Source organism: Streptomyces sp. NPDC110618 (genome assembly GCF_055657065.1).
In genome coordinates this window covers 508,099-534,076 of the sequence record NZ_JBVKBN010000002.1, presented here as the reverse complement: position 1 = coordinate 534,076, position 25,978 = coordinate 508,099, and the positions used below count along the sequence as shown (strand labels likewise).

Genomic DNA, 25,978 nt, shown 5'->3' with positions numbered 1-25,978 from the left:
GATGGCGGCAGATGAGATCCGGGGCGCGGCACACGGCACCGCCCCCGTCCCGCTCTCCGTACTGGATCTGGTCACCGTCGGCTCGGGCAGTACCGCGAGCGACGCCCTGCGCACCAGCGTCGCGCTGGCCCGGTTCACCGAGGCCCGCGGCTTCCACCGGTACTGGGTCGCCGAGCACCACTCCATGCCGGGCGTGGCCTCCTCCTCACCGGCCGTGATCCTCGCCCACCTCGCCGCCCACACCGAGCGCATCCGCCTCGGCTCCGGCGGCGTCATGCTGCCCAACCACGCCCCGCTGGTCATCGCCGAACAGTTCGGCACCCTGGAGGCGCTCGCCCCGGGCCGGATCGACCTCGGCCTCGGCCGGGCGCCGGGCACCGACGGGGCCACGGCCGCCGCCCTGCGCCGCACCGACCGGCTGAACGAGGGCGCCGACGACTTCCCACTGCAACTCGCCGAGCTGACCCGGTTCCTCGACGACGACTTCCCCGACGGCCACCCCTACCGGCGGATCCACGCCGTCCCCGGCCCGGTCCAGGCGAGCGCGCCCGGCGGCGTGCAGTCACCGCACCGCCCGCCGGTCTGGCTGCTCGGCTCCTCCGGCTTCAGCGCCCGCCTGGCCGGTGAGCTCGGCCTGCCCTTCGCCTTCGCGCACCACTTCTCGGCGCACAACACCATCCCGGCGCTGGAGCTGTACCGGGAGTCCTTCCGGCCCTCGGACGTCCTGGCCGAGCCCTACGCCCTCATCGGCGTCTCCGCACTCGCCACCGACGACGAGCAGGAGGCGGCACGGCAGGTACGGGCCACCGGCCTGAACATGGTCCGGCTGCGCACCGGCCGCCCCGGGCTCTTCCCCACCCCCGAGGAGGCCGAGGCGCACCGGTTCAGCGCCATGGAGGAGGAGTTCATCGCCTCCTGGGGCGCCAACATCGTGCACGGCACCGCCGAGGAGGTCCGCGCCGGACTCGACGAGCTCCACAAGCGCACCGGCGCCGACGAGTTGATGCTCACCAGCCACGCCCACAGCGGCGAACTGCGCCTGCGCTCGTACGAACTCATCGCCGACGCCTACGAATTGCCCGCGTCGGCCTGAACACCGGGCCGACGCCTGAGGATTGCGCGCATTGGCCTGAACACGAAGCCGGCGCCTACGGGTTGCCCGCGACCGCCTGAACCCGAAGCCGGCGCCTACGGGTTGCCCGCCACCGCCTGAACCCCCGGCGAGCGCAGCAGCTCGGAGATACGATCCGCCGTCACCGGCCGGGAGTACAGCCACCCCTGGCCGGTGTCGCAGCCGATCCGCCGCAGCCGGGACGCCTGCGCCGAGGTCTCCACGCACTCCGCGGTCACGGTGAGCCCGAGCCGGTGCGCGAGCTGGATCATCGCCTCCACGACCACCTCGTCGGCCGGGTTGGGCGCGATGCCCTCGCCGTCGTACTGGAAGCCCTTGACGAAGGACCCGTCCAGTTTCAGTACGGAGACCGGGAGGCGGCTGAGGTAGGCCAGGTTGGAGTAGCCGGTGCCGAAGTCGTCGATGGCGATGCGCACGCCCATGTCGCTGAGCGCCTGAAGGGCCTGCTGGGGGCGGCCGCCGGAGCCCATCACGGCGGACTCGGTCAGCTCCAACTGCAGCAGGTGCGGGGCGAGTCCGGTCTCGGCGAGGGTCTGCGCCACGTCCGCGACCAGGTCGGAGTCCCAGACCTGGCGGACCGCCACATTGACGCTGACGAAGATCGGCGGCTCGTCCGGGTGGGCGAGCTGCCAGTCGCGGGCCTGGCGGCAGGCGGTGGTCAGCGCCCAGCGGCCGAGCGGCACGATCGAGCCGTCTTCCTCAGCCAGTCCGATGAACCGATTCGGCGTCAGCAGTCCGAACTGCGGATGATTCCACCGGACGAGTGCCTCCACGCCGCGCAGCCGCCCGTCCTCCATGCACACCAGCGGCTGGTACTCCAGCACGAACTCCCCGCGGTCGATGGCGGGCCGGAGGGTGGAGGCGAGGGCCTGGCGGGTCATGCGGTGCGCGTTGCGCTCGGGGTCGAAGAGGGTCCAGCGGTCCTTGCCGTCGGCCTTCGCCCAGTACAGCGTGGTGTCGGCGGCCTGCATCAGGGCGGTGGGGCCGGTCCCGGCCGCGTGCCGCTCGACCACGCCGATCGACGCGGACACCGACAGGCGGCGCCCGGAGATGTCGAACGGCGCGCGGAGCGCGGCCAGTACGGACTCGGCGAGGTCCGCGAGCTGTTCGGTGCCGGTGGAGTCCTCGACGAGCAGCGCGAATTCGTCACCGCCGAGCCGGGCGACCAGCGGGGTGCTGGCGCGTGCGTACCCGCACTCGTCGGCGCACCGCGTCAGCCGCTCCGCGACGGCGGCCAGCAGCCGGTCGCCGACCCGGTGCCCGAGCGTGTCGTTGATGGCCTTGAACCCGTCGAGGTCCAGGTAGCACAGCCCGATCCGCCCGGTGCCCTCCTCGTACGACTCCGCCTCCAGCGCGGCCGACAGCCGCTCGAAGAACAGGGTCCGGTTGGGCAGCCGGGTCACCGGGTCGTGGTTCTGCAAGTGCCGCAACTGGGCCTGGAGTTCACGCCGGGCGCTGATGTCGGCGACCGACAGCAGCACTCCGCCCTCGCGCGCGGCGGGCAGGGGGGCGATGGAGACCTGGGCCCAAAGGCAGTGCCCGTCGGGGTGCTTGAGCCGACGGGTGCAGCGCAGCCGGGCCTGCCGGCCGCGCAGAACCTCGCGGTAGGCGTGCCAGGTGCGGGCGTCCGAGGTCAGGTCCACCAGATCGGCGGCGACTGCCCCGGTCAGCTCCTTCGGCGTGCTGCCGAGCAGCGCGCCGAGGGCGGGGTTGGCGCCGGTGACCAGGCCCTCCCGGTCGACGACGGCCATCGCCAGGGGCGAGGCGTCGAAGGCGGACCGGAAGGGGGTGGACTCGGAGGATGCTTCTTCGTAACTCTCTGTGACGACCGGCCCGATGAGGTCTGCCGCGGGCGCCGGCCCTTCGGACGTTCCGCTCACCGCTCGCTCCCGCAGTGCACTCGATCTTCGGATGGGTCTCGTCGGAGTTGGCCGACCGACCTGACGGCCGCCGGGCCGGACCGTGCAGGAAAGGGATCAGACAGTACAGGAAAGGTCAGGAAAGTGTGCCGATCATAGAGGCTGGGTTCGGGGCCTTCCAGCCACTCTGCAGTGTCCTGGGCCGGGCCGCCGATCTGACAATTCGTTTCTGCCCGCCACTGGACGGGTTCAGCGCCCCCTCGACCACTTGTGACGGTCCGTGAGCGTTTCGGGGGTGTCGCGCGCGGATCACTCCCGTCGCGGATCGGTCACTCCCGCCCCTCCTCACCCGTCCGGTGCAGACAAACAAGGCGTAGTACGACAATCTCCACAAGGCTGGGTGCGGTGTCCCGCGAACCGCTCCCGGAGGTCCACGTGCCGCGTCAGCTCCCGCTCAGGGAACTCACCCGTGCGACGTTCCGGGGCATCGGCGACCGGCTGCGCGAGCGGCCCCGACTGCGCACCACCGCGGCCCTGTTCACCACCATGTCCGCGCTCGCGGCGACCTCCCTGCTCTCCGCGCCCTCGGTCGCCGAGCCGTTCGCGGCGGCGCCCTGCGCCCTCAAACGCACCGACGCCCACCACTCGGAGGGCCTGGACACCTGGAACGCCGCCTATCCGCGCCCGGACACCTCGCTGGACGCGGTCATGGTGTTCCTGTCCTTCCCCGACTCCATCCCGCTGGCCGGCCCCGCCGAGCTGACCGCCGACCACTTCCCGGCCACCGGCCGCTTCTTCGAACGCGCCTCCTACGGCCGGTTCTCCCTGCGGGCGCATCCGCTGAAGGAGTGGATCCGGATGCCGCGCCCCTCGACGGCGTACGCCATACAGCGCGACTGGCACCCGGCGGACCGCTCCGCCTACCTCCGCGACGCCCTCGCGGTGGCCGACCGCCGGGTGGACTTCTCGCGCTACGACGTCGTGTACTTCGTCGCCGATCCGGACGCGCCCGGGGTGGACTCCGACGCCACGAAGGTCGTCAACCTGGAGACTCCGCTGCGCGCCGACGGTGCCGCGATCCGGCGGGTGGTCACGGTCTTCGAGCAGCATCCGCCGGACCGGCTGGTGCTCGCGCACGAGACGGGGCACGTCTTCGACCTGCCGGACCTCTACCACCGGCCGTTGGACGGCAAGGGCGACTGGGACACGTACGTCGGGGACTGGGACCTGATGGGCAGCCAGTTCGGTCTGGCGCCGGACCTGTTCGCCTGGCACAAGTGGAAGCTCGGCTGGCTGGACCCGGACCAGGTGCACTGCGTACGGGAGCGGGGCGGTACGCGGCTGACCCTGGAACCGCTCGGCGCCGGGCCGGGAGCCGTGCTCGCGGGCGCCGCCGGGGCGCCGGCCTTCGGCCTGGGCGGCGGCACGAAGCTGGCGGTGGTCCGCACCGGCGCCGACAGCGCCCTCGCCTTCGAGGCCCGGAGCCGCGTCGGCAACGACGCCGAGGCCTGCCGGGAGGGCATCCTCGTCTACCGCATCAGCAGCGCGGAGGAGTCGGGCCGAGGCCCGGTCGAGGTCATCGACGCCCACCCGAAGACGGAGGCGTGCTGGGAGAACTCGGTGTACCCACCGCTGGCGGACGCCCCGGTGTCCTTGGGGGAGACGTTCACGGTGCCCGGCGAGGACGTCCGCGTGGAGGTCGAGGGGAGGACGGGGGCGGGGGCTTGGACGGTGCGGATTGTGACGGGGTAGGGGGAGGTTTTCAGACACAGACGAAGGGCCCCTCGCCTTCGCGAGAAGCCCTTCGTCTGTCTGTGCGCCGCCAGGGACTCGAACCCCGGACCCGCTGATGCTGCATCATCCGGGGGCAACCCCCGGACCCCCGGCCGCGCCGGTGGCGTCGAGGACGGGTTGCCCGCATGACGAAGGCCCCCCGCGCTTGCGGAGGGCCTTTCGCTGTCTGTGCGCCGCCAGGGACTCGAACCCCGGACCCGCTGATTAAGAGTCAGCTGCTCTAACCAACTGAGCTAGCGGCGCCTGCTGACGTCGTAGACCTTAGCATCCTGGTCGGCGGGAGGAAAAATCGATATCCGCACGGCCGCGCGGGCCGCCCGGACGGCCGCCCAGAGCAGGATCTCAGGGCCCGGAAGCCACGGGTGGCGGGTGTCCGGGGCCACCAGCCAGCGGGCGCCCGCGGGCGCGGACTCGGGGGCGCCGCCCGGTGCCGGGACGGTCACCGCGTCGCCATTGCCGTGGCACAGCAGGGGCGGGATGTGCTCGGTGCGGCCGAACTCCTCCCAGGCGAGCAGCGAGGGCAGCCGCTGGGCCGTGCCCGGCGCGGCGAACAGCAGCATCCGGCCCCGGAACACCGCCACCGGCCCGGAGCCCGGCCCCTCCTCCCACAGCCGGTCGAGTATGCGGCGCCCGAACATCGCGGGGGCACTCACCACGTCGAAGACCGAGCCGCAGGGCAGCACGACGGGGGCGCCGGGCCGCTCCTCCCAGTGCGCCAGGGTGGTACGCGGATACGTTCCTGCCGAGGCCAGCCAGGCGGCTCCGTCCGGGGTGACGCCCGTGGCGTCGAGGCAACTGCTCATGTCCAGTAGATGTACCGATCGTGAGCGGTCGGTTTCCGAGGGTTGCCGGAAACCGGGACAGGAGCGGGGGCGGGGGAGTATCTTGCCCGCCTCTTGCCCACCTGGCATATGCCGGTACGGCGGGCGCCGCGACTCATACCGGGTCGACGTGCTCCTGGCCCTCGACCGTCCCCCGCAGAAGGTCTCTGCCGAACTCGACCATCTTCTTGGCGTAGTCCTCGGTCCACTCCGCCCGCTCGGCGATGTCCGCCGTGGTCAGCCGGTCGAACCGGCGCGGGTCGGCGAGCTGGGCCGCCGCGATGGCCTGGAACTCCACGGCGCGGTCGGCCGCCGCGCGGAACGCCAGCGTCAGCTCGGTGGCCCTGGACAGCAGCTCCCGCGGGTCCTCGATCGACTCCAGGTCGAAGAAGTGCTCCGGGTCGGCCGCCGCCTGAGTGGGCTCGAAGAGCAGGGGCGCGGGGCGTAGCCGCGGTTCGTTCCGACGCGGCGTGGGCTCCGCCATGTCTTCTCCTTCGTACGTAAGGGTGACCCCCTGGGAAAGCGGGCCACCGTCCATTGTCCCGCGCCCACGCAAGAGGGCCTCGAACCGCAGGTCAGCGCTTACGGCTTCCATACGACCCGGTGCTCCCCGCGAGGCGCGCCGACGCAAGGGAGGTGGGCGTCACGGTCGCCAGGCCACCCGATGCTCCCCCAGCCGTGCCAGCACCGCATGGTTCGCCTCCCAGCCCGGGGAAAACATGGTCACCAAATTGGCGGCCGGGCCACGTCCTCCCAGGTACTCCCGTACGTGGGAGCGACCGCAGCAGAGGTCAAGGCGCTGTCCGGATTCGTCGTCACTGTCGAGTGGGCGGGGAAGACCGGCCGACCGGCCACCGTTTTCACGCTCCGCGGGGACAGTTCTGGTGACTCTGCGCCGCAGCCGGCCAGCGCGGAGGGTGAGCAGAACCGGGGCGCCTCCGGTCACGCAGAGGTGCGGTCGACAAGCGCGGCGCGTGAGTAGAACGGCGCCCACGTCGTCCGTCTGGGCACTTACCGCCAGACACCCAAGCTGGCCCAAAGCCTGTGCTCGAACCGAAGCGGTCGGAACCGCTCAGGGGCAAAGATCCGTTTCTCGCGCTGCTTTGACGAACCGCTGACAGCCCCGGCCGCTTTTGGGCGGGGCTATTTTGCTAATTCGACTATGCGACCGGGCAGGCCAACTCGGGGTTCGAGTGATGCGGGGAGCACGTCACCACTGCCAGGGACAGATACGAGGGGCGCTCCAGGTAGAAGCCGTAGGACACATCCCTCCCCGTGTGCAGCCGCTCAGTAGCAGCGCTCACCAGTCGGGCCAGGCGCGTGGTGTCCCGGTCCCTCTCCGATGCGAACCTGGGCGCGTACTCGGTCAGCCGTTCCCCGATCCATGCTGCCGCTTCCTTGGGCTCGTCCCAGGTGCCACGAACCAGCGAACGGGGCTTGATGAGCCAGTACGCCGTTTCCAGCGGTGGCAGATCAGACGTGGGGAACTCCGCTGCCACGTCCCGGTAGCGCTGGATCAGATCGGGCCTGCTGCCGGACGGGGGCGGCTCGGGGTGCGGGGGCCGCCGTAGCGCTTCCTGGTCGAAACGCTGTTTCGGGCCGGTCCACAGATATCCGTGGTGGTGCACCAGTTGATCCCGTTCGGTGGTGGGGGTGCGGGGCCAGCCAGCCCGGTTGTGTGGAGGGGACCGGGCCGGCTGGCGGGGCGGAGGGTCAGACGTTCAGGCCGAACCGCGCCGGGTCGATCCCGGCCGCGTCCAGCTCCTCCGTGGTGAACCGCAGCGGCTGCGCGTCCGGCCGCTTGCTGTCGCCCAGAGCCCAAGCGTCGTCACCGATCCGGGCCAGGGTCACGCACCCTTCGGTGCAGGGACCGCCACACGCCTTCACGAATGCGGCCCCGTCGATGTCGAGCGCGTACAGGTCGGTTCCGTTCAGCATCACTGCACCTTCCAGCTCAACTAATCGCGGCCATGGCTGACCGCCGCCGCCCACGCCGGGCGGAGGTTCAAGGGCATGGAGCACGCTTCAGGTTTTGGGGCGCCGGCCGGAACCGGCACAGCGCCAGCACTCGCAGGGAGGCCACGCGTTCCTCATCAGAGGCGGGAGGTCAGCGGTAGCAAATACGGCCCGCTCTGGACTCCAGGTCCGACCCGAGTCATGCGATACCCGAAGCGTCATCAAGGGGCGCTCAGCCACGAGCTGGGCGTAGGTCTTCCCGCCCATGATCAGTGCGCCCTTTCCTGGTGCTGGCGCAGCTCCACGTTCGCGTCAGATACGGCGCTGTAGTCACTTCGGGAGCGGGCGTTCTCTCTGCTGACCGAGAGGGACAGACAGTCCGAGCAGCCAGGCACGGCGGAGGGCTCGGCCGGTAGCTCGGCTAGGTGGTGGCCCTGCGGCTTCTGTGACATTGCTTCCTCCCCGGCTCATCTGACGCGATGCAAGGACGCTAGGAGGCGACGTGTCCGGGGCTCCACAAACTTGCATGAACTTGCACATCAATTGGCTTGCCAGTAGTGCCATTGACGGTGTCTCCACAGTTCAATCGAGGTGATGCAAGCCTGAGCAAGCGCCTAGACCAGGGAGCCAGTCATGGCCGTAGAGTTCATTGGGATCGACCCCGACACGGACCGGGATCACTGCCCCACCGTGTGGGCGGACGCGGACGCTCAGGAGATCCTGTTGCAGGGGTGGAAGCCGAGCACCGAGACTCAGGCGGAGTGTGAGGCGAGTAGCCCCGCGAACGGCTCGCGGACACCGTGGCCCGGGGAGTGGTGATCCGCCGGGCTCGGGTCATCTCCGAGCCGGTATCGGACTACATCCGTTGGGAGCACTACGTCACCCGCGCCAACGTCATGGCCGGTGAGGAGGTGCGGTGGCTGCCACGGCGACGGGCCACGACTATCGCCCTGCCGGGCAATGACTTCTGGCTCTTCGATGGCACCCTGCTGCGGGTGCACCACTTCTCAGGTGATGGAGTGGTGGTGGACGACGAGATCACGGCGGACCCGGAAGCCGTGAAGCTGTGCTCCGTAGCCTTCGAAGCGGTCTGGGAGCGAGCGATCCCGCACCACCTGTACGAGATCTGACGAAAGCCGGCTCCATGCCCCCACACCCCTCCTCACACGTGCAGAAGGCCCGTGAAGAACTGGCCGGCCGCCTGCGGGAGATCCGGAAGGACGCGGGGATCAGCGGGCGGGAGCTGGCCGTCAGGTGCGGTTGGTCGGAGTCGAAGTCATCCCGGATCGAGAACGCCAAGACCCCGCCCTCCGACGCGGACATCAAAGCCTGGTGCCGAGCCTGCGGCGCTGATGACCAAGCCCCCGACCTGATCGCAGCCAACAGGCAGTCCGCAGATGCTTATGTGCAGTGGAGGCGACTCCAGCGAAGCGGTCTCCGTCGTTTGCAGGAGTCCACCGGGGATCTGTACCGACAGACAAAGACATTCAGGGTCTACGTCTCCGATGTGATCCCCGGCTTTCTTCAGACACCCGGATACGCCGCCGCCCTGCTGTCCTCCATCGCACACTTCCGGGGGACTCCGGACGACGTGAGCGATGCCGTGGCGGCCCGGATGAGGCGAAACGAGGTGCTGGCCAACGGCGCACGCCGGTTCTCATTCGTGCTGGAGGAATCGGTGTTGCGGTACCGCTTGTGCAGCGCGGAGACCATGGCGGCACAGCTTGGTCACTTGCTCGGAGTCATGGACCTCCAGAACGTTGCCGTGGGGCTCATCCCGTTCTCGGCTCAACGAGCCGTGTGGCCCATGCCCACCTTCACGATCTTCGACGACATCAGGGTGCACGCGGACACCCTGGATGCTGCCGCCACTCTCACGCAGCCCAGCCAGGTGGAGCTGTACAGCCGAGCCTTTGAACGGCTGTCACAGGATGCCGTGAGGGGAGCGGCTGCACGTGCTCTCATAGCCGGTGCGCTGGCGTCCCTGGACTGACTGAGGACTGATTGACTGCCCGCGCGTCACCGCAGCTCACGGTCGCCAGGCCACCCGATGCTCCCCCAACCGTGCCAGCACCGCATGGTTGGCCTCCCACCCATCAGGGAACTTCACCACCGTCCCGAGCTGGACCGGTTCCGTGGACGGGTAGTCGTCCAGGAGGTCGGTCACGCCCGCTCGGCAGATCATGATGCAGGCGTGGCGGTGGCGGGAGGCGAGGACGCACAGGCGGCCCGTCTCCAGGTGGAAGGCGGTGGCGTCGGGGCGGCCGGAGAGCGGGTGCAGGACGACCGTGACGTCGTACTCGCGGCCCTGGAGGCGGTTGGCGGTGTCCACGGTGACGTCCCGCACGCCGACGGCTTCCAGCGCCGCGCGGACCGCTGCCGCCTGGTCGCGGTGGGCGGTGCCGACCGCGATCCGGTCCGCGGTCAGCGGGGACGGGTCCGGGGAGCGTTCCGACGTGGTCGCGCCGCCCCGGTCCAGCAGGCGTCGTACCACGGCCGCCACGGCCCCTACCGCCTCCGGGTCCGTGCGCGGGGTGAGGCGGGCGGGCAGTTCCAGCAGGCCCCAGCCGGCCTCGGCCGCCTCGTCGATCACCCGGTCCGGTCCGGATCCGTCGGACGGGACGGCGAAGGTGAGGCGCCGGTCGCCGTGATCGGTGCCGCTGCGGAAGGGGGTGTACGGGTAGAAGGCGTCCGAGACCAGGGGTGCCGCCGACGCGGGCAGGCGCCAGGACACCGGCAGGCGGTGCTGGGGCAGTTCCGGGTTGTGGGCCAGGAGGGTGGTCACGGCCGAGGACGAGGGGTCGTAGGACAGGCCTGCCCACTGGTCGCCGCCCACGATCGAGAACGGGTCCAGCTGGCCCGGATCGCCCACGAACAGCGCCCGCTCGAACAGCCCGGCCACGGCCAGCAGCGCGTCGGAGCGCATCTGGTACGCCTCGTCCACGATGGCGTGCCGCCACGGCTCGTCCACCTTCACATGCGCCCACTTCGCGGCCGTGGAGATGGTCACCGGGAGCCCGGTGAGGTCCGCGGCCTTCGCCGACTTGCGTACGTTCGGCAGGTTGTCCAGCGCCTTGTCGTACGGGTCGGAGTCGCTGCTGTGCAGGCGGCCCACCGGCAGGTCGGGGTTCTTCTCGGCGAGGCGGATCACCAGGTCGTCGACCTGCGCGTTGGTCTGCGCCACCACCATCAGCGGGCGGCCCGCGTCGGCCAGTTCCAGCGCCGCGCGCACCACCAGCGTGGACTTCCCGGCACCGGGCGGGGAGTCGACCACCACGCCGCGGTGGGTGCTGTGCAGGGTGTCCGCGAGGATCGCGTCGGTGGCCCGCGCGGCCGCCGCGCCCGGGTCGAACACGGCGGTCAAAGGATGTCCTCCTCGGTGGGCAGGTCGGCGGGTTCGGGTACGGGCTCACCGGGCGGCCCGCCGTGTGTCCACGGCGTCTGCTCCGGGTCCGGCAGCTTCGGGCCGCCGCGCTGGTCGTGCTCGAAGAGGGTGAAGCAGACCCGGTCGCCCTTCTCCGGCACGGAACCCGGCTCCGGCTCCTTGCCGCGGCCCATCTTGTCCAGGATCCGCAGCGTCAGCTGGTCGCCGTCCGCCTCGACGAACTCCGCCGACTGCGGTTTGCCGCCCAGCGAGCGGTACACCTTCACCCGCTCGGCGAGCTGCGGGGTGTCGTCGGTGCGGACCGTCACCAGCGGGCGCGGGCTCGGCCGCCTGCCCTCGCTGTACGCCATCACCACATCCGTGACCTCGCCCGCGAACGCCTCCCCGGACAGCCGCCGCGCCGCCATCACCAGCGGGTCGTCCAGCGCCTCCTGGGCGTCGAGGCGGGCCTGCTCGCGCTCGCGCGCGGCCAGCTTGTTCGCCGCGGTCACCGCGTCGTCGCGGCGCGGCTGCGGGGGCTCGCCCGCGGTGATCCGGTCCCGGTGGGCGGTGAACGACCAGCGGTCGCGCGTCCACCGCTCCTCGACGTGCGCGCCCTCCTCGGGCAGGCGCTCGCGCAGCAGGTCCAGGCCCTGCCACACCGCGTCCCAGGTGGGCCGGGTGCACGCCTCGACCAGGGCGCGGATCTCCTGCTCGGCGGCGGTGAGCACACCGAGCCGGGTGTCCGCCTCCAGGCCGTCCTCGGCGGCGGCCAGCGCGGTGCGCGCCCGGTCGTAGCGCTCCAGGGCGGGGGCGAGCAGCTTGTTGTCGAACGCCGGGTCGGTGGCCGGTCCGGCGGGCGGCCACAGCAGTTGGCCGCGCTCGTCGCGGGTCAGTTCCCGGCGCAGGGCGGCCTCGGCCCCGGTCGCGCCCTCGGGCGGGTCGATCCAGGCGAGCAGCGCGCCCAGGTGCTGGTCCTCCAGCGTGGACTGGCCGGTCGCCCAGTGCCGGGACAGCACGTCGGTCATGGCCAGGAGCAGCGAGGAGCCGGGTACGCGGGAGCGCTCGCCGTAGTGGGTCAGCCAGCGGCCCAGCAGCGGTACGCGGGGCGGGGCCGGGTAGGGCGTGTCCGGGTCCTGTTCCGCCGTACGGCGGAAGCGCATGGAGCGGCCGAGCAGGCGTACGTACTCCAGGCCCGCGCGGCTCGGCACGATCAGCTGGGCGGCGTCCGCGCACAGGTCGACCTCGACCTTGACCCGCTTGCCGGTCTCCGGGTCGGTGTCGGTGCGCTCGGCCGCCTCGACGACCTCGCTGTGCCCCTCGATGTACGGCAGCACCACGTCCGCGAGGTCGGCCAGGAACTGGAAGCGCAGGTCACGGTCGCGCGGCTGCGGCACCACCAGCAGCCGGGGCGCGTCCCGCTCGGTCCCGACCAGCGCCCCCAGCGGCGCCCCGGTCTCACCGGCGGTGGTCAGCGGCACGAACACCAGCGGCCGCTCCGACAGATGCCGGTGCCGCACGGTCGCCGCGAGCTGCGCCCGCCCGGCGCTGACGGCCTCCAGCCGGGCGAGGTGGGTGATCAGGGACACGGGAGCGCCTCCTGCCTGCCGAGGCACCGGGACGGCGCGACTCCGCGCGGGGCGGTGGTCCGGGGCACGGCACGGTCTGCCGGGCGCCGACTGCCTGCCCTGTGCGGGGTGGCGGTGGTCGGGCGGGGCCGGTCCTCGGTGGTCGCGCGGGCTGTCGTGAGGGCGTTGTCGGTCGGGTGCGGCCACCTCGCGAGGGGCATACGACCGCTTCCCGGGTGCCGGGCGGCTGCCCTGTGCGGGGTGGCGGTGGTCGGGCGGGGCCGGCCCTCGGGGGTGATGGGATCGGCGGGGGACGGTTGCCCCGTGTGGGTGGTCAGGGACACGCGAGCGCCTCCCGGGTGCCCAGTGCTTCCGCGCGGAGCCGGGCCGCTCTGCGCAGGGCCGCCACCGCCGGGTCGGTGGGGTCGCCCGCCGTGCCGTGTGCCGCCGCCAGGACGTCCTCGACCGTGGAGAGGGCGCCGAGGTCGGCGCGGACCGCCCGGCCCAGGGAGGTGACCGCGCCGGCCGCGCGGGAGCGGTCGCGGCAGTGGAAGGCCAGTTCGCAGGCGGACATGCACTCGGGGCTGTACGTGGCGGGGACCGACTCCACGGCCGCCGTCAGTTCGGCGGCGGGCAGGGCCGGGTCGAAGCAGGTGCCCTCGGGGAGGGTGTCGGCGATGTCCTCGATGCGGGTGAGGCGGACCAGCTGCCGTGCGGTGACCGCGCGCTGCTTGCGGATGTCGACCGCGGAGGCGGTGGGCTGGTTGGAGAAGTCCTTCGGGCACACCAGCAGGATCCGGTGGCGTACGCGCGGGGCGGGGCCGTGCTCGGCCAGGCGCGCGGCGACCTCCTCCAGCGCCAGCACGTACACCGCCGCCTGCCGGGCCGCCGCGCCGACCTTCGCCGGGTCCGCGGAGCCGTCCAGCATCGGGAAGGACTTGATCTCCACGACCGTCCACGAGCCGTCCGGGTGCACCACCACCGCGTCCGGCTCCAGGAACGCGGGCGAGCCCGCGACGTCGAGCGCCAGCATGGGGTGGTCCAGCAGCGTCCAGGCGCCGGGCGCCTCCCCGGCCTCGCGCAGCGCCAGCGCCGTACGGGCCGCGCGGCCCTCGGGGCCCGTCGCGGTGAGGTCGGGCACGTGCGCCCGCTCGGGCGGCTCGGCCGCGCGGTCCAGCTTGGCGTGGACCAGCCGCAGCAGTTCGGCGCCGCCGTCCGCCTTGACCTTCGCCTCGAAGGCGTTGCCCCGGGTGAGGGCGAACTGCGACTGCCCGAAGGCCGAGGGAGCGCCGAGGGCGTCGGCCAGCGCCGTCTTGTTCACCCCGGCGCCGTCCAGGATCGCGCGCCGTCTGCACCCGGGGTTGGCGGCCAGGGCGGCCAGGGCGCGGGCGTCCAGCGCCTTGGCCGGTACCTCGGGACCGCGCAGCTCAGCGAGCCTTTGCCGGAGCGCCGTCCCCCGCGTCCGTGGGGGAGGCACCCGGCTCGGCTCCGGGCTCGAACCGTGACTCGCGCTGCCGTGGAAATCGCTCACCCGCGGAAGTCTGGCATCCACCACTGACAATTGAGGCCTTGGTGGCGGGAGTCGACTCGCCGGCGCCCTGCGCGGAGTGCGCCGCGACCAGCGTGCCGCGGCCGTCGAAGCGGGCCCGCACCAGGTCCGCGGCGCGCAGCACGTACGGCGTGAGCAGCAGTCCGGCGCCCATCACGGCGACGCCGGCGACCGCGTCCAGGAAGTAGTGGTTCGCGGTGCCCATGACCACGATGATCGTCACCACCGGGTAGATCACCGCGGCGATCTTCGTGATGCGGTTGCCGCCGAAGCGCCACAGCATGACGCCGCACCACAGGGCCCAGCCGCAGTGCAGGCTCGGCATGGCCGCGTACTGGTTGGTCAGACCGCCCAGGCCCTTCGGGGCGCTGGCCTCGCCGCCCCACCAGCCGTACGAGCTGTAGTAGGCCATCGTGTCCACGAAGCCGTGGGTCGGGGCGAGCAGCCGGGGCGGGCAGGTGGGCAGCAGGGTGAAGCCGATCAGGCCGATGAACGTGGACGTCATCAGCCAGGTCCGCGCCACGCGGTAGCGCACCGCGTGGGACCTGAAGATCCACACCAGGACGAGCGGGGTCACCAGGTAGTGCAGGGAGGCGTACCAGAAGTCCGCCGGCACGCCCAGCCACGGCTCGCGGGTGAAGAGGCGGTTCAGCGGGTGCTCGGCGTTCAGGTAGAGCAGCTTCTCGACGCGCAGGATCGTCAGGCCGTGGTCCACGGCCGAGGCGACGTCGCCGCGGGCCAGCAGGCGCCCGCCGGAGTAGCACGCGTACACCAGAAGGATCAGCGGCAGCTCGGTCCACCAGCGGAGACGGCCTCGTGGTGCCGCCGTAGTGCCCGGTGACTCGGCGTGCGGCATCCGATCGCCTCCCCCTTCTGCTCGTGGCGCCGGTTGCGCGGACGGGCCACTCTACGTTGTACGTGCACGCCCGTGTCGGGCGCCCCCGGCCCTGATAGACGCTGAGATCGCCCCCCGGGTTGCCCCTGTCCAGGGTGCGGGATGATGGACGGGCTCCGCCTCGCAATTTCCTGGAAAGGCACTCGACCGCATGGCACCGCGCATACTGCTGGCCCGGCACGGGCAGACCGAGTGGTCACTGGCCGGGAAGCACACGGGGCGGACGGACGTGCCGCTGCTGGAGGAGGGGCGCCGGGGCGCGAAACTGCTCGGCGAGCGCCTCCACCGCGCTCCCCTGGAGGGGCTGCCCGGCGTGGAGGTGCGCACCAGCCCGCTGGCACGCGCGCGTGAGACGTGCGAACTCGCCGGGTTCGGCGACCGCGCCACCTCCTGGGACACGCTCATGGAGTGGGACTACGGCGCCTACGAGGGCCTCACCCCGGAAGAGATCCAGGACCTGCGCCCCGGCTGGCTGATCTGGCGCGACGGCGTCCCCGAGGGCGAGAGCCTGGCCGAGGTCACCGCGCGGGCCGACGAGGTGGTCGCCTGGGCGCGCTCCGCCGACCGGGACGTCCTGGTCTTCGCCCACGGCCACATCCTGCGCTCCATAGGCGCCCGCTGGCTGGGCCTGCCACTGGACTTCGCGGCCCGCATCCGCCTGAACCCGACCTCGCTGTCGGTGCTGGGCTGGGCGTACGGGGAGCCGGCGCTGGAGAACTGGAACGACGTGGGACACCTGGCGGGCTGACAGCTCGCTCACACCGCCTTCGGCAGGCTCGCGTGCCGCTCCAGGAACGTGGACACGCCCGTCGCCCTCCGGTGCGGTAGCAGTACGCGCGCGGTGCCCGCCAGCATGGTCTGGACGCGGGACGACTGGACCTCGGTCAGCAGGTCCAGCACCCGCATCCCGGCCACCGCCGCCTCGTCGGGGCGCCCGCCGCGCGCCAGGTCGTCGGCGAGTTCCGCGGTGTACAGGGCGATGTTGCGGGTGAAGTGCGGGTTCTGGAGGTGGGCCGCCCGGCCCGCGTGCCGTGCCGCCCGGTTCCAGTCGCCCAGCGTCGACCAGCACTGCGCCTCCAGGGCCTCCAGCTCGGCCTCGCCGTAGAAGCTCATCCACTCGGGATCGGCGTCCGAGCCGCCCCGCGCGTAGAGGGCCTGGGCCCGTGCCAGGGCCTGGGCGCAGCCGGTGCGGTCGGCGAGCCCCGCCCAGCCGCCCGCCTCGCGCATCGCCAGCAGCGACATCAGCCGGTCGGAGCCCAGGGAGCGGGCGACGCGCTGGGCGGCCTGTGCGGCGCGCACCGCCTCACGCGGGCGGCCGGCGTCCCGCGCGAGGAACGACGTATTGCAGAAGGCGTGCGCCTCCAGGGCCGGGTCGCCCGCCATCCGGGCGGTCGCCAGCGCCTCCGCGTAGTGCGAGCGGGCGTCGTCGAAGCGGCCCGAGTCGTGGGCCAGCCAGCCGACCGAGATGGCCAGCTCACCGGCGCCGGAGTGGAGCCGTTCCCCGGTGGCGTGCCGGGTGGTGCCGGCGTCCAGCAGCGCGTAGGCGGCGCGCAGCGGGGCGGCCGCGCGGCGGTACAGGCCGTCCGCGCCGTGCCGGTCGTCCAGCAGCCGGATTCTGCGGACCGCCTCCTCCAGGGCCTGCACCTCGCTGGTGCCGATCCGCCGCGCGGGGCGTTCCGCGGCCGTCGCGTCGATGGCGAGCCCGAAGGGGCTGAGCGAGGCGGCGGCCACGGTGGCACCGGAGCCGGTCATGAATGCGCGACGCAGCACGTCGCTCTCCTCGGGTCTCTCGTGCGTGTCGTACGGGTCCTGCGTGTCATACGGTTCGCGCGCCCCGCGCGTCTCACGGACCGCGAGCGCGGGGCTCGCGAACGGGCCCGCGGGCGCGTCCTCCGCCTCGCGCGACCGGCGTCCGCGTACGGACGCGCGGGGCGCGAAGCCGAGGTCGGTCAGCGTGCGGCCGGGGAACATGTGCAGGAACACCCGTTCGTACGCGTAGTTGGGGCAGCGGATCTCGCCCGCCTCGACCCGTCCGATGTAGCGCGCGTCACAGCTGACCCGCTCCCCGATCTCGCGTGCGGCCCTGCGTACCGCCGCGGCGAACTCGGCCGGTGAGCGCTGACCGCGCAACTCCCGGAACGCGAGATTCGGTCGGGGCGGCCTGGTGGGCCGGGACGAGTTCAGCTCCGACGACGTCATGGCCGGGTCCTCTCGTGCGAACCGTCGAACCATGCCGGACCGATGGTGAGTTGAACGTTTTGTTCGCTTCGTACCCCCGGTGCCCGGCGGGCAAGAACGTACCTGCTGTACCGGACCCGTCACGCGGTGTTTGGCTACAAACCGGATATCTCATCCAGCATCTGCCATGAACTGCCATCCTTTGCGGCGGACTTGCGCCGTAGCCGTTGACAGACGGCCGCGTTGAACCACGTGGACCGGGAGCCGCCCGACTCCCGACCCGCTCGGTTCGAGGAGGGTTCCGTGGTGGAGGCCGGGATGGAGAACAGTCAGCGGTGCGATCTGGTGACGGTGCCGACGCGGCAGGGACTTGAGGCGGTCGACATCCTGCGCCGGGGCGCGGGGGACGCGGTGGGACCGGTCCTGCACGACGACGGCTGCGACACCCTCGGGTTCGTGGTCCCGCCGGGGACCGCCGCCGGATGGGACGTTCCCGGCAGCACCTGCACGGAGACCGACGGCCGGGGCCTGAGCCTCGCCCCCGAGCCCCCGGTGGAGGGCTCCGACTGGCTGCTGCCCCCCGGCGAGGCGGACCTCGCGACGGACCCCGCGGTCCTGCGCGCGGCGCTCGGGGAGGCGGCCCGGCTGATCGAGGCGGCGGACAACTGCCGGTGACCTCCGGCGGGCGGGCGAGGCGGGGCGGGTGCCACGCGGGCGCCCTCGTATCCCTCCTGTCACCGCCGCGGCCGGGCGAGTACGTGCCCCGCGGGCGCCCGCGCGGACCCGCGCAGCTCTGGTGCCACCGCCACGGCTGGCAGCACGTGCCGCACAGGCGCCTGCGGGGCCTGCGTGGCGGGTGCGTGCGGGGCTTTTCGCCGGTGCGTGCCGGGCTTTTCGCCGTGGGCTCGCTGTGCTTCGCCTGCGGGGGCCCGCGTGGTGGATGCGTGGCGGGCTCGTCGGCGTGGGCCCGTTGTGTGTCGCCGCGGGGCCCGGTGTGGCGGGCGCGTGCCGGGCTCGTCGCCGTGGGTCCGTCGTCCCTCGTCCGTGCTCAGGCGCGTCTGCGTGATCGAGGTGGGCTCCGCATAATGGCCTGATGGGCAAGTCCAAGAAATCCCGGCGCCAGGACGCGGCCGCCGCCGTCGTCGAGGCCGTGGACGGCGGACTCGCCGAGCTGATACCCGACCGGGACCGGGCCCGTGCCTGGACCCTGCTCATCGACGGCGCCCCGCAGTCGCACGTCGACCTGGACGACCCCGGCTTCCTCTCCTTCGAGTACCAGCGGCGCCTCGGGCACGTCATCGACCTCGTCGCCCCGCCCGGGAAGCCCGTCCAGGCCGTCCACCTCGGCGGCGGCGCCCTCACCCTCGCCCGGTACGTCGCCGCCACCCGCCCCCGCTCCACCCAGCAGGTCGTCGAGCGGGACGGGCCCCTGGCCCAGATGGTCCGGCGCGAACTGCCCCTGGACCGCAACGCCCGTATCCGGGTGCGCTCGGCCGACGCCCGCGAAGGGCTCGCCAAGGTGCCCGACGGCTGGGCCGACCTCGTCATCGCCGATGTCTTCAGCGGGGCCCGCACCCCGGCCCACCTCACCTCGACGGAGTTCCTCGACGAGGTGCGCCGGGCCCTGCGCCCCGGTGGCTGGTACGCCGCCAACCTCGCCGACGGGCCGCCGCTGGCGCATCTGCGCGGCCAGATCGCCACCGCCGCCGCCCGGTTCGCGGAGCTGGCCCTGGTCGCCGACCCGACCGTGCTGCGCGGCAAGCGCTTCGGCAACGCCGTCCTGGTCGCCGCCGACCACCCGCTCCCGGTCGCCGAACTGACCCGCCGCGCCGCCTCCGACCCGCACCCGGGCCGCGTCGAACACGGCAGGACACTCACGGACTTCACGGGCGGAGCGACCCCCGTCACGGACGCGGCCGCCGTCGCCTCCCCGGCGCCCCCGGCGTCCGTCTTCCGCTAGACGTCAGCCGGACGTCAGTACGTCCCGATCTCCACCCGCGGCGCGCTGTCGTGCCAGGTGCAGAACACCGACACCCGGTCCGCGCCGCTGGCGAACTCCACCCGGATCCACGACTCCGTCTTCCACACCTGCATCGACCACTCAGGACCCGGCGTCGCCGACACCAGCGTGGCGTAGGTGTCGTGCAGTTCGAAGACCGCCCGGCCGCCCTTGGTGTCGTAGGCCTTGACCTCGCCGGAGGCGGTGGGGGAGGGGTCCGGGGTGCGCGTGGGGGTGGTGGAGGGGGCCGGGGTCTTCGACGGGGACGGCTTGGCCGAAGGGCCCTTCGTGGACTTGGACGACGGGGCCGCCCGCCGGGTCGACGACGACACCGGCTTCGACTCCTGCGTGGTGGCGTCCGCCGCCGCGATGGGCAGGGCGCGCGGCGGGTCGTAGGCCGTACCGGCCATCACCGTGTGGACACCCCACCACGACAGCGTGACCGCCGCGCCCGTGGCGAGCGACCAAGCCAACGCGTGTACGAGTCCTCTGCGCATCGCGGGCCATACTGCACCACCAGCCCCACACGTGTCGCCCCGCTGTCCCCAACAGGGGAGTTGTCCACAGGTCCGGACCGGTGTCCCCCGCATGGCGTACGGTGCGGCGCATGGCAAGTGTGCTCGTGGTCGAGGACGACCAGTTCGTACGCTCCGCCCTCATCCGGCATCTGACCGATGCCGCGCACACCGTGCGCAGTGTCGGCACCGCCCTTGAGGCGCTGCGCGAGGTCGCCCATTTCCGTTTCGACGTGGTCATCCTGGACCTCGGACTGCCCGATCTGGACGGGTCCGAGGCCCTGAAGATGCTGCGCGGAATCACCGACGTCCCTGTGATCATCGCCACCGCCAGAGACGACGAGGCGGAGATCGTCCGGCTGCTCAACGCCGGCGCGGACGACTACCTCACCAAGCCGTTCTCCGTCGAGCACCTGTCCGCGCGCATGGCCGCCGTCCTGCGCCGGTCCCGGGCCACCGTCGGCGAGGCACCCCCCGAGTCGGTGCTGCGCGTCGGCGGCCTCACCGTCGACCCGCTGCGCCGCCAGGCCGAACTGGACGGCGTACGCCTGGACCTGACCCGCCGCGAGTTCGACCTGCTCGCCTTCCTGGCCGGCCGACCCGGCGTCGTCGTCCCGCGCAAGGAACTGCTCGCCGAGGTCTGGCAGCAGTCCTACGGCGACGACCAGACCATCGACGTGCACCTGTCCTGGCTGCGCCGCAAGCTCGGCGAGACCGCCGCCAACCCCCGCTATCTGCACACCCTGCGCGGGGTCGGGGTGAAGCTGGAACCACCGGCGCAGGAAGGGCCGCCGCGATGAGATGGGCCCTGGTCAAGGTCTCGCTGGCGGTCACCACGATGGTCGTGCTCGCCTTCGCCGTACCCCTCGGCCTGGTCATCAAGGAGATGGCCCGCGACCGCGCCTTCTCCAACGCCGAGCGGGAGGCCGCCGCCGTCGCCCCCGCGCTGTCCATCACCACCGACCGCGACCAGCTGGAACGGGTGGTGGCCGCCGCCGGATCCGGGTCGGACATCGCCGTACACATACCGGCGGGCGACGGCGCCGACGCCGTCGACATCGGCCGCAGCCGCGCCGACTACGACGACATCGCCACCGTGCGCGAGCTGGGCCGGGCCTCCACCACCGAGGTCTCCGGCGGCTCCACCCTGCTCCAGCCCGTCGCGGTCAGCTCCGCCGAGATCGCCGTCGTGGAGGTGTACGTCCCCGAGTCCGAGGTCAGCAATGGCGTCGCCACGGCCTGGGCGGTCCTCGCCGTCGTCGGTATCGCCCTGATCGTGGGCTCGGTGGCGGTCGCCGACCGGCTCGGGGTGCGGATGGTGCAGCCCGCGCAGCGCCTGGTCGAGGGCGCGCACGAACTGGGCGAGGGCAAGCTGGGCGCCCGGGTGCCGGAGGAGGGGCCGAACGAACTGCGGCTGGCCGCCGCCGCGTTCAACTCCATGGCCGACCAGGTCGTCCAACTCCTCGCCAACGAAAGGGAGCTGGCCGCCGACCTGTCGCACCGGCTGCGCACCCCGCTGACCGTGCTGCGGCTCAACGCCGCCTCGCTCGGCGACGGACCGGCCGCCGAGCAGACCCGGGCCGCCGTCGCCCAGCTGGAGCGCGAGGTCGACACCATCATCCGCACCGCCCGCGAGGCCAAGCCGCAGACCCAGGCGGCCGGTCCGGGCGCGGGTTGCGACGCGGCCGAAGTGGTGCGCGAGCGGATGGCGTTCTGGTCGGCTCTCGCCGAGGACGAGGGCCGCAAGGTGCGGGTGGCCGGCGTCGACCGGCCGGTGCGCATACCCGTGGCCCGCGCCGATCTGGCCGCCGCCCTGGACGCCCTGCTCGGCAATGTCTTCCGGCACACCCCGGAGGGCACCGCCTTCGCGGTCGACGTGCACAACGGCGACGACGCGGTGATCGTGCTGGTCTCCGACGCGGGCCCCGGCATACCCGACCCGGAGGCGGCGATGGCCCGCGGCCGGGGCTCCGGCACCGACGGATCGACCGGGCTGGGCCTGGACATCGTGCGCAGGCTCGCCGAGTCCACCGGCGGCGATGTACGCATCGGCTCCTCCGTGCTCGGTGGCACCGAGGTGCGGATCTGGATCCAGCTCGACGGACGGGCCCCCGAGCGGCGCCGCGGACACCGGGTGCGCCGACGCCGCGGCAGCCGACTGGTCTCGACCTTTAACCGCTCCCGATCCCTTCCTTAAGCGCACCCTAAGATCCGCAACCGCCGCCTGGATCAGGCCTTTTGCCCGATTCGGCCTCGCTAGCGTGCTCCCGCATCCCCCACACGGCAAGCAGCGAAAGCAGGCAGGCGATGAGCACCCACCGGCGCAGGATCAGCGGCAGGAACAAGGCGATAGGCGGACTCGTCGCCGCCGCCGTGGTCGGTGGCGGCGCCCTCGCCCTCACCGGCACCGCGCAGGCAGCCGGTGTCGGCGCCGTCTACACCAAGACCAGCGACTGGCAGACCGGTTACACCGCGCAGTACGTCGTCACCAACGACACCGGCTCCACCAAGGCCGACTGGACCCTCACCTTCGACCTCCCGGCGGGCGCGAAGCTCAGCTCGCTGTGGAACGCCGAGTCCAGCGTGAGCGGTTCGAAGGTCACCGTGAAGCCGCCGAAGTGGGACAAGGACGGCCTCGCCCCCAAGGAGTCCATCACCGTCGGCTTCGTCGTCAACGGCTCCGGCGACCCGACCGGCTGTGTCGTCGACGGCGTCAAGTGCTCCACGGACGGCGGCGCCACCCCGGAGCCCACCGGCCGCCCCACCGAGACCCCGAAGCCGACGGCCACCCCGACCGCCACGCCCACGCCGACCCCGACGCAGACCACCACCGACCCCAAGCCCACGGAGTCCACCGGCGGCGGCACCCCCACCAACGCCGGCTTCGCCCCGTACGTCGACACCTCCCTCTTCCCCGCCTTCGACCTGGTCGGCACCGCCGACGCCACCGGCGTGAAGAACTACAACCTCGCCTTCATCACCGACGGCGGCGGCTGCACGCCCAAGTGGGGCGGGGTCAGCGACCTCGGGAGCAACGCGGTCGCGAACCAGATCGGCACACTGCGCGCCAAGGGCGGCGACGTCCGCGTCTCCTTCGGCGGCGCGGCCGGCAGCGAACTGGCGACCACCTGCTCCTCGGCGGACGCGCTGGCGGCGGCGTACGAGAAGGTCGTGACCGCCTACAAGCTCACCAAGGTCGACTTCGACGTCGAGGGCGGCGCGCTCCCCGACGCCGCGGCCAACACCCGCCGCGCCCAGGCCATCGCCAAGCTGCAGAAGCAGCACCCGGACCTGGACGTCTCCTTCACTCTCCCGGTGATGCCCGAGGGCCTGACCCAGCCCGGCGTGGACCTGCTCGCCGACGCCAGGAAGAACGGCGTGAAGATCAACGCCGTCAACATCATGGCCATGGACTACGGCCCGGCCTACAGCGGCGACATGGGCACCTACGCCGAACAGGCCGCCACCGCGACCCAGGCCCAGATCAAGGGCGTTCTCGGGCTCAGCGAGAGCGCCGCCTGGAAGACCGTCGCGGTCACCCCGATGATCGGCGTCAACGACGTGGTGACCGAGGTCTTCAAGGTCGAGGACGCCACCCAGCTGGTGAACTTCGCCAAGTCCAAGGGCCTCGGCTGGCTGTCGATGTGGTCCGGCACCCGCGACAAGGCCTGCCCCGGCGGCCCGAAGGCCCAGGCCGACGCCACTTGCAGCTCCATCGACCAGGAGAAGAACGCCTTCAGCAAGGCGTTCGCGGCCTACAAGTAGGCCCGAGCAAGCAGCCCAGGCCCACGGGGGGCGCGCCCCGGCCGGTCTTCCCCCCATCCGGCCGGGGCGCGGCACGTCCCCTCCTCGACCGCCGCGCCCCGCTCCCCCTCCCCCGAGGGTCCGGATCGGACTCGGACGGTCGCGAACCGCCTCAGACCGCTTCCACACTCGGCAGCGCGCCCGCCCGGGCCGCCTGCCCGTACCACAGGGCGCTGGACTTGGGCGTCCGCTCCAGCGTCGCGTAGTCGACGTACACCGCGCCGAAGCGCTTGCCGTAGCCGTAGGCCCACTCGAAGTTGTCCATCAGGGACCACAGGTAGTAGCCGCGGACATCGGCGCCGTCCTCGATGGCGCGGCGCACCGCGGACAGGTGGCCGTGCAAGTAGGCGATCCGCTCCGGGTCGTGGACCTTGCCGTCCGGGTCGGGCTTGTCGTCGTAGGCCGCGCCGTTCTCGGTGATGTAGATCGGCAGGCCCGGGACCTCACGCGTGTACCGCATGATCAGCTCGTGCAGACCGGACGGGTCGATCGTCCAGCCCATCTCGGTGCGCTCACCCGGCGTCTGCAGGAAGGCGATGTCGTCCGCGCCCGGCCAGGGGGAGTGCGCGCTCTCGCCGTGACCGTCGGCGCGCGGGCCCGCCGGGGCGGAGGCGGCGGACGCCACCAGCGTCGGCGTGTAGTAGTTGAGGCCGAGCGCGTCCAACGGCTGCTTCGCCAGGGCCAGATCGCCGTCCTGCACAAAACCCCAGTCCGTCAGCGGCGCGGTGTCCGTCAGCAGGGACTGCGGGTAGGCGCCGTGCAGCATCGGGCCGTGGAAGATGCCGTTGGCCAGGTCGTCGATGCGCTGCCGGGCCGCCAGGTCCGCCGGGTCGTCGGAAACCGCCCGGACCACCGAGGAGTTCAGGCTCACCGCGACCTGGTTGCGGGCCGGCATCACCGAGCGCAGCGCCTTCGCGCCGAGCCCGTGCGCCAGGTTGAGGTGGTGGGCCGCCCGCAGCGCGGCCACCGGGTCGGTGCGGCCCGGCGCGTGCACGCCGGAGGCATAGCCCAGGAAGGCGCTGCACCAGGGCTCGTTGAGGGTGATCCACTGCTCCACCCGGTCGCCGAGGGCCTCGCCGACGATCTGCGCGTACTCCGCGAACCGGTAGGCGGTGTCCCGCTCCGGCCAGCCGCCCGCGTCCTCCAGCTCCTGCGGCAGGTCCCAGTGGTAGAGCGTGACCGCGGGCTTGATGCCGTGCGCCAGCAGCTCGTCCACCAGATTGCGGTAGAAGTCCAGACCCCGCTGGACAGCGGGGCCGCGGCCGGTGGGCTGCACCCGCGACCAGGAAATGGAGAAGCGGTACGCGGTCAGGCCCAGGTCGGCCATGAGCGCCACGTCGTCACGGAAGCGGTGGTAGTGGTCGACAGCGATGTCGCCGTGGTCACCACCGGCTGTCCTGCCCGGCGTGTGGCTGAAGGTGTCCCAGATCGACGGGGTACGGCCGTCCTCCCGCACCGCGCCCTCGATCTGGTACGCGGAGGTCGCCGCGCCCCAGAGGAAGGAGGGAGGAAAGGTCACCGGGGTCACCGGCTGCGAATCAGGCATGGAAGCGCTCCCATAGGAGGTCGGTCGGGCCGACGGACAAGGGGGAAGGAAAAAGGGGGATGAGGGGCCGGAGCGGCGCTGACCCGGCCCCGCGGGCGTCAGCCCTTGACCGCGCCCTGCATGATGCCGCCCACGATCTGCTTGCCGAAGATCGCGAACACGATCAGCAGCGGCAGCGTGCCCAGCAGCGCGCCCGCCATGATCAGGGACTGGTCCGGGGTGTAGCCGCGGCCGAGGCCGGCGACCGCCACCTGCACGGTCGGGTTGCCGTTCTGGGTGAGCACGAGGAACGGCCAGAGGAAGTCGTTCCAGGTCTGCACGAACATCAGCATGCCCAGGACCGCCATCGCGGGACGGGCCGCCGGGAACACCACGTGCCAGATCACCCGCCAGCTGCTCGCGCCGTCCACCCGCGCGGCCTCGATGATCTCGTCGGGCAGCGCCTGGAGCAGGTACTGGCGCATGAAGAACACGCCGAACGCGCTCACCAGCGAGGGCAGGATCACCGCCTGGAGCTGGTCGGACCAGTCGAGCTTGGCGACCATCATGTACAGCGGGATCACACTCAGCTGCGGCGGCACCATCATCGTGCCGATCACGATCAGCATCATCGCGTTGCGGCCCTTGAAGCGCAGTTTGGCGAAGGCGAACCCGGCGATCGTCGACAGGAACACGATGGTCAGCGCCGACACACCGGCCACGAACGTGGTGTTGATGAACGCCTCGCCCAAGTTGGCGTCGTTCCAGGCCAGATCGAGGTTGTCGAAGAGGTTCGAGCCGAACCAGAACGGCGGCGGCGTCTCGGCCAGGCGCTGGTTGTCCCGGGAGGCGGCGATCGCCGTCCACACCAGCGGGAACAGTGAGCCGATGGTGAACAGCGCGAGCACCACGTAGGCGATCGGTCCCGCGTGCAGGGTGCCGCCCGCGCGGGCCGCCTTGGGGCGCCGGGAGCGCTTGGACTTGGTATCGGGCTGTTTCGTCAGGGTCGTCGTCACGGC

The 25,978-nt window shown here is 72.2% G+C and carries 23 protein-coding genes, 1 tRNA gene and 1 pseudogene; 11 read left to right on the top strand and 14 right to left on the bottom strand.

Annotation, left to right across the window (positions count from 1 at the left end):
- Window position 1: 1 nt before the first annotated feature.
- Window positions 2-1,093, top strand: a complete 1,092-nt coding sequence (locus tag ACZ7L7_RS05595; RefSeq protein ID WP_472074974.1) for an LLM class flavin-dependent oxidoreductase — start codon at window positions 2-4, stop codon at window positions 1,091-1,093.
- 95 nt (window positions 1,094-1,188) lie between these two features.
- Here the strand turns inward: ACZ7L7_RS05595 and ACZ7L7_RS05590 are convergent, their stop codons facing one another.
- Complete coding sequence (locus ACZ7L7_RS05590; RefSeq protein WP_453602766.1) at window positions 1,189-3,012, bottom strand: putative bifunctional diguanylate cyclase/phosphodiesterase; 1,824 nt, start codon at window positions 3,010-3,012, stop codon at window positions 1,189-1,191.
- A gap of 384 nt (window positions 3,013-3,396) precedes the next feature.
- Here ACZ7L7_RS05590 and ACZ7L7_RS05585 point away from each other — a divergent pair, with 384 nt between their 5' ends.
- Window positions 3,397-4,743, top strand: coding sequence for a M6 family metalloprotease domain-containing protein (locus ACZ7L7_RS05585; protein ID WP_285510886.1), 1,347 nt, complete (start codon window positions 3,397-3,399; stop codon window positions 4,741-4,743).
- Between the two features lie 211 nt (window positions 4,744-4,954).
- On the opposite strand, the gene ACZ7L7_RS05580 is transcribed toward ACZ7L7_RS05585, so the two are convergent.
- The 5 genes from ACZ7L7_RS05580 to ACZ7L7_RS05560 form a co-directional block, all read right to left on the bottom strand.
- Window positions 4,955-5,028, bottom strand: a tRNA-Lys gene (locus tag ACZ7L7_RS05580).
- The gene (locus tag ACZ7L7_RS05575; protein ID WP_285510887.1) at window positions 5,019-5,588 is read right to left on the bottom strand and encodes a bifunctional DNA primase/polymerase; all 570 of its coding nucleotides are present in this window, start codon (window positions 5,586-5,588) and stop codon (window positions 5,019-5,021) included. Before ACZ7L7_RS05575 ends, ACZ7L7_RS05580 begins: the two co-directional genes overlap by 10 nt.
- A 133-nt stretch (window positions 5,589-5,721) precedes the next feature.
- Window positions 5,722-6,090 carry a hypothetical protein gene (locus tag ACZ7L7_RS05570; protein ID WP_453602761.1) on the bottom strand — a complete coding sequence of 123 codons (369 nt, stop codon included), beginning with the start codon at window positions 6,088-6,090 and terminating at the stop codon, window positions 5,722-5,724.
- A gap of 676 nt (window positions 6,091-6,766) precedes the next feature.
- Window positions 6,767-7,234: a hypothetical protein gene (locus tag ACZ7L7_RS05565; RefSeq protein ID WP_285510889.1), complete on the bottom strand. Its 468-nt coding sequence runs from the start codon at window positions 7,232-7,234 to the stop codon at window positions 6,767-6,769.
- A gap of 85 nt (window positions 7,235-7,319) precedes the next feature.
- Window positions 7,320-7,544: a DUF397 domain-containing protein gene (locus ACZ7L7_RS05560; protein WP_285510890.1), complete on the bottom strand. Its 225-nt coding sequence runs from the start codon at window positions 7,542-7,544 to the stop codon at window positions 7,320-7,322.
- A 651-nt stretch (window positions 7,545-8,195) separates the two neighbouring features.
- On the opposite strand from ACZ7L7_RS05560, the gene ACZ7L7_RS05555 reads away from it, so the two are divergent.
- The 3 genes and pseudogenes from ACZ7L7_RS05555 (at window position 8,196) to ACZ7L7_RS05545 (ending at window position 9,555) form a co-directional block, all read left to right on the top strand.
- Entirely contained in the window at window positions 8,196-8,381 is a 186-nt protein-coding gene (locus tag ACZ7L7_RS05555; RefSeq protein WP_472074970.1) for a hypothetical protein, read from the top strand.
- A pseudogene (locus ACZ7L7_RS05550) lies at window positions 8,351-8,692 on the top strand (DUF6879 family protein); the annotation flags it as partial. The gene ACZ7L7_RS05555 and the pseudogene ACZ7L7_RS05550, both read left to right, overlap by 31 nt.
- Window positions 8,693-8,706: 14 nt before the next feature.
- Window positions 8,707-9,555 carry a helix-turn-helix domain-containing protein gene (locus ACZ7L7_RS05545; RefSeq protein WP_285510893.1) on the top strand — a complete coding sequence of 283 codons (849 nt, stop codon included), beginning with the start codon at window positions 8,707-8,709 and terminating at the stop codon, window positions 9,553-9,555.
- 36 nt (window positions 9,556-9,591) lie between these two features.
- Here the strand turns inward: ACZ7L7_RS05545 and ACZ7L7_RS05540 are convergent, their stop codons facing one another.
- The 4 genes from ACZ7L7_RS05540 to ACZ7L7_RS05525 form a co-directional block, all read right to left on the bottom strand.
- Window positions 9,592-10,926, bottom strand: a complete 1,335-nt coding sequence (locus tag ACZ7L7_RS05540; protein WP_285510894.1) for an AAA family ATPase — start codon at window positions 10,924-10,926, stop codon at window positions 9,592-9,594.
- The gene (locus ACZ7L7_RS05535; protein WP_285510895.1) at window positions 10,923-12,515 is read right to left on the bottom strand and encodes a hypothetical protein; all 1,593 of its coding nucleotides are present in this window, start codon (window positions 12,513-12,515) and stop codon (window positions 10,923-10,925) included. Before ACZ7L7_RS05535 ends, ACZ7L7_RS05540 begins: the two co-directional genes overlap by 4 nt.
- A 313-nt stretch (window positions 12,516-12,828) precedes the next feature.
- Window positions 12,829-13,971: a hypothetical protein gene (locus ACZ7L7_RS05530; protein ID WP_472074967.1), complete on the bottom strand. Its 1,143-nt coding sequence runs from the start codon at window positions 13,969-13,971 to the stop codon at window positions 12,829-12,831.
- A complete protein-coding gene (locus tag ACZ7L7_RS05525) occupies window positions 13,922-14,899 on the bottom strand; it encodes a phosphatase PAP2 family protein (protein ID WP_285510897.1) in 978 nt (325 codons plus the stop codon). Before ACZ7L7_RS05525 ends, ACZ7L7_RS05530 begins: the two co-directional genes overlap by 50 nt.
- Window positions 14,900-15,089: 190 nt before the next feature.
- Between ACZ7L7_RS05525 and ACZ7L7_RS05520 the strand changes: the two genes are divergently transcribed.
- On the top strand, window positions 15,090-15,686 hold the full coding sequence (locus ACZ7L7_RS05520; RefSeq protein ID WP_453605846.1) for a histidine phosphatase family protein: 597 nt from the start codon (window positions 15,090-15,092) through the stop codon (window positions 15,684-15,686).
- 8 nt (window positions 15,687-15,694) lie between these two features.
- On the opposite strand, the gene ACZ7L7_RS05515 is transcribed toward ACZ7L7_RS05520, so the two are convergent.
- A complete protein-coding gene (locus ACZ7L7_RS05515; protein ID WP_285510899.1) occupies window positions 15,695-17,137 on the bottom strand; it encodes a hypothetical protein in 1,443 nt (480 codons plus the stop codon).
- Window positions 17,138-17,434: 297 nt separating this feature from the next.
- Here ACZ7L7_RS05515 and ACZ7L7_RS05510 point away from each other — a divergent pair, with 297 nt between their 5' ends.
- Together ACZ7L7_RS05510 and ACZ7L7_RS05505 are read left to right on the top strand one after the other, a co-directional pair.
- Window positions 17,435-17,791, top strand: coding sequence for a hypothetical protein (locus ACZ7L7_RS05510; RefSeq protein ID WP_285511292.1), 357 nt, complete (start codon window positions 17,435-17,437; stop codon window positions 17,789-17,791).
- A 418-nt stretch (window positions 17,792-18,209) separates the two neighbouring features.
- Window positions 18,210-19,076, top strand: coding sequence for a spermidine synthase (locus ACZ7L7_RS05505; protein WP_472074965.1), 867 nt, complete (start codon window positions 18,210-18,212; stop codon window positions 19,074-19,076).
- Between the two features lie 14 nt (window positions 19,077-19,090).
- Here ACZ7L7_RS05505 and ACZ7L7_RS05500 read toward each other — a convergent pair whose 3' ends face one another.
- On the bottom strand, window positions 19,091-19,612 hold the full coding sequence (locus ACZ7L7_RS05500; RefSeq protein ID WP_285510901.1) for a hypothetical protein: 522 nt from the start codon (window positions 19,610-19,612) through the stop codon (window positions 19,091-19,093).
- Between the two features lie 110 nt (window positions 19,613-19,722).
- Between ACZ7L7_RS05500 and ACZ7L7_RS05495 the strand changes: the two genes are divergently transcribed.
- The 3 genes from ACZ7L7_RS05495 (at window position 19,723) to ACZ7L7_RS05485 (ending at window position 23,395) form a co-directional block, all read left to right on the top strand.
- Complete coding sequence (locus tag ACZ7L7_RS05495; protein WP_093721240.1) at window positions 19,723-20,430, top strand: response regulator transcription factor; 708 nt, start codon at window positions 19,723-19,725, stop codon at window positions 20,428-20,430.
- On the top strand, window positions 20,427-21,827 hold the full coding sequence (locus ACZ7L7_RS05490) for a sensor histidine kinase (protein ID WP_285510903.1): 1,401 nt from the start codon (window positions 20,427-20,429) through the stop codon (window positions 21,825-21,827). The genes ACZ7L7_RS05495 and ACZ7L7_RS05490 overlap by 4 nt, the downstream gene beginning before the upstream one ends.
- A 110-nt stretch (window positions 21,828-21,937) precedes the next feature.
- Window positions 21,938-23,395, top strand: coding sequence for a glycoside hydrolase family 18 protein (locus tag ACZ7L7_RS05485; RefSeq protein WP_285510904.1), 1,458 nt, complete (start codon window positions 21,938-21,940; stop codon window positions 23,393-23,395).
- Between the two features lie 151 nt (window positions 23,396-23,546).
- Here ACZ7L7_RS05485 and ACZ7L7_RS05480 read toward each other — a convergent pair whose 3' ends face one another.
- Together ACZ7L7_RS05480 and ACZ7L7_RS05475 are read right to left on the bottom strand one after the other, a co-directional pair.
- Window positions 23,547-24,980 (bottom strand): GH1 family beta-glucosidase, encoded by a 1,434-nt coding sequence (locus ACZ7L7_RS05480; RefSeq protein ID WP_453605858.1) that lies wholly within the window; start codon window positions 24,978-24,980, stop codon window positions 23,547-23,549.
- A gap of 98 nt (window positions 24,981-25,078) precedes the next feature.
- Complete coding sequence (locus ACZ7L7_RS05475; RefSeq protein ID WP_285510906.1) at window positions 25,079-25,975, bottom strand: carbohydrate ABC transporter permease; 897 nt, start codon at window positions 25,973-25,975, stop codon at window positions 25,079-25,081.
- Between the last annotated feature and the right edge of the window lie 3 nt (window positions 25,976-25,978).

Coding starts and splice junctions, on each gene's coding strand:
- ACZ7L7_RS05595 (WP_472074974.1), top strand. CDS start 2: ATGGCGGCAGATGAGATCCGGGGCGCGGCACACGGCACCGCCCCCGTC.
- ACZ7L7_RS05575 (WP_285510887.1), bottom strand. CDS start 5,588: ATGAGCAGTTGCCTCGACGCCACGGGCGTCACCCCGGACGGAGCCGCC.
- ACZ7L7_RS05570 (WP_453602761.1), bottom strand. CDS start 6,090: ATGGCGGAGCCCACGCCGCGTCGGAACGAACCGCGGCTACGCCCCGCG.
- ACZ7L7_RS05560 (WP_285510890.1), bottom strand. CDS start 7,544: ATGCTGAACGGAACCGACCTGTACGCGCTCGACATCGACGGGGCCGCA.
- ACZ7L7_RS05555 (WP_472074970.1), top strand. CDS start 8,196: ATGGCCGTAGAGTTCATTGGGATCGACCCCGACACGGACCGGGATCAC.
- ACZ7L7_RS05545 (WP_285510893.1), top strand. CDS start 8,707: ATGCCCCCACACCCCTCCTCACACGTGCAGAAGGCCCGTGAAGAACTG.
- ACZ7L7_RS05525 (WP_285510897.1), bottom strand. CDS start 14,899: ATGCCGCACGCCGAGTCACCGGGCACTACGGCGGCACCACGAGGCCGT.
- ACZ7L7_RS05520 (WP_453605846.1), top strand. CDS start 15,090: ATGGCACCGCGCATACTGCTGGCCCGGCACGGGCAGACCGAGTGGTCA.
- ACZ7L7_RS05515 (WP_285510899.1), bottom strand. CDS start 17,137: ATGACGTCGTCGGAGCTGAACTCGTCCCGGCCCACCAGGCCGCCCCGA.
- ACZ7L7_RS05510 (WP_285511292.1), top strand. CDS start 17,435: ATGGAGAACAGTCAGCGGTGCGATCTGGTGACGGTGCCGACGCGGCAG.
- ACZ7L7_RS05505 (WP_472074965.1), top strand. CDS start 18,210: ATGGGCAAGTCCAAGAAATCCCGGCGCCAGGACGCGGCCGCCGCCGTC.
- ACZ7L7_RS05500 (WP_285510901.1), bottom strand. CDS start 19,612: ATGCGCAGAGGACTCGTACACGCGTTGGCTTGGTCGCTCGCCACGGGC.
- ACZ7L7_RS05495 (WP_093721240.1), top strand. CDS start 19,723: ATGGCAAGTGTGCTCGTGGTCGAGGACGACCAGTTCGTACGCTCCGCC.
- ACZ7L7_RS05490 (WP_285510903.1), top strand. CDS start 20,427: ATGAGATGGGCCCTGGTCAAGGTCTCGCTGGCGGTCACCACGATGGTC.
- ACZ7L7_RS05485 (WP_285510904.1), top strand. CDS start 21,938: ATGAGCACCCACCGGCGCAGGATCAGCGGCAGGAACAAGGCGATAGGC.
- ACZ7L7_RS05480 (WP_453605858.1), bottom strand. CDS start 24,980: ATGCCTGATTCGCAGCCGGTGACCCCGGTGACCTTTCCTCCCTCCTTC.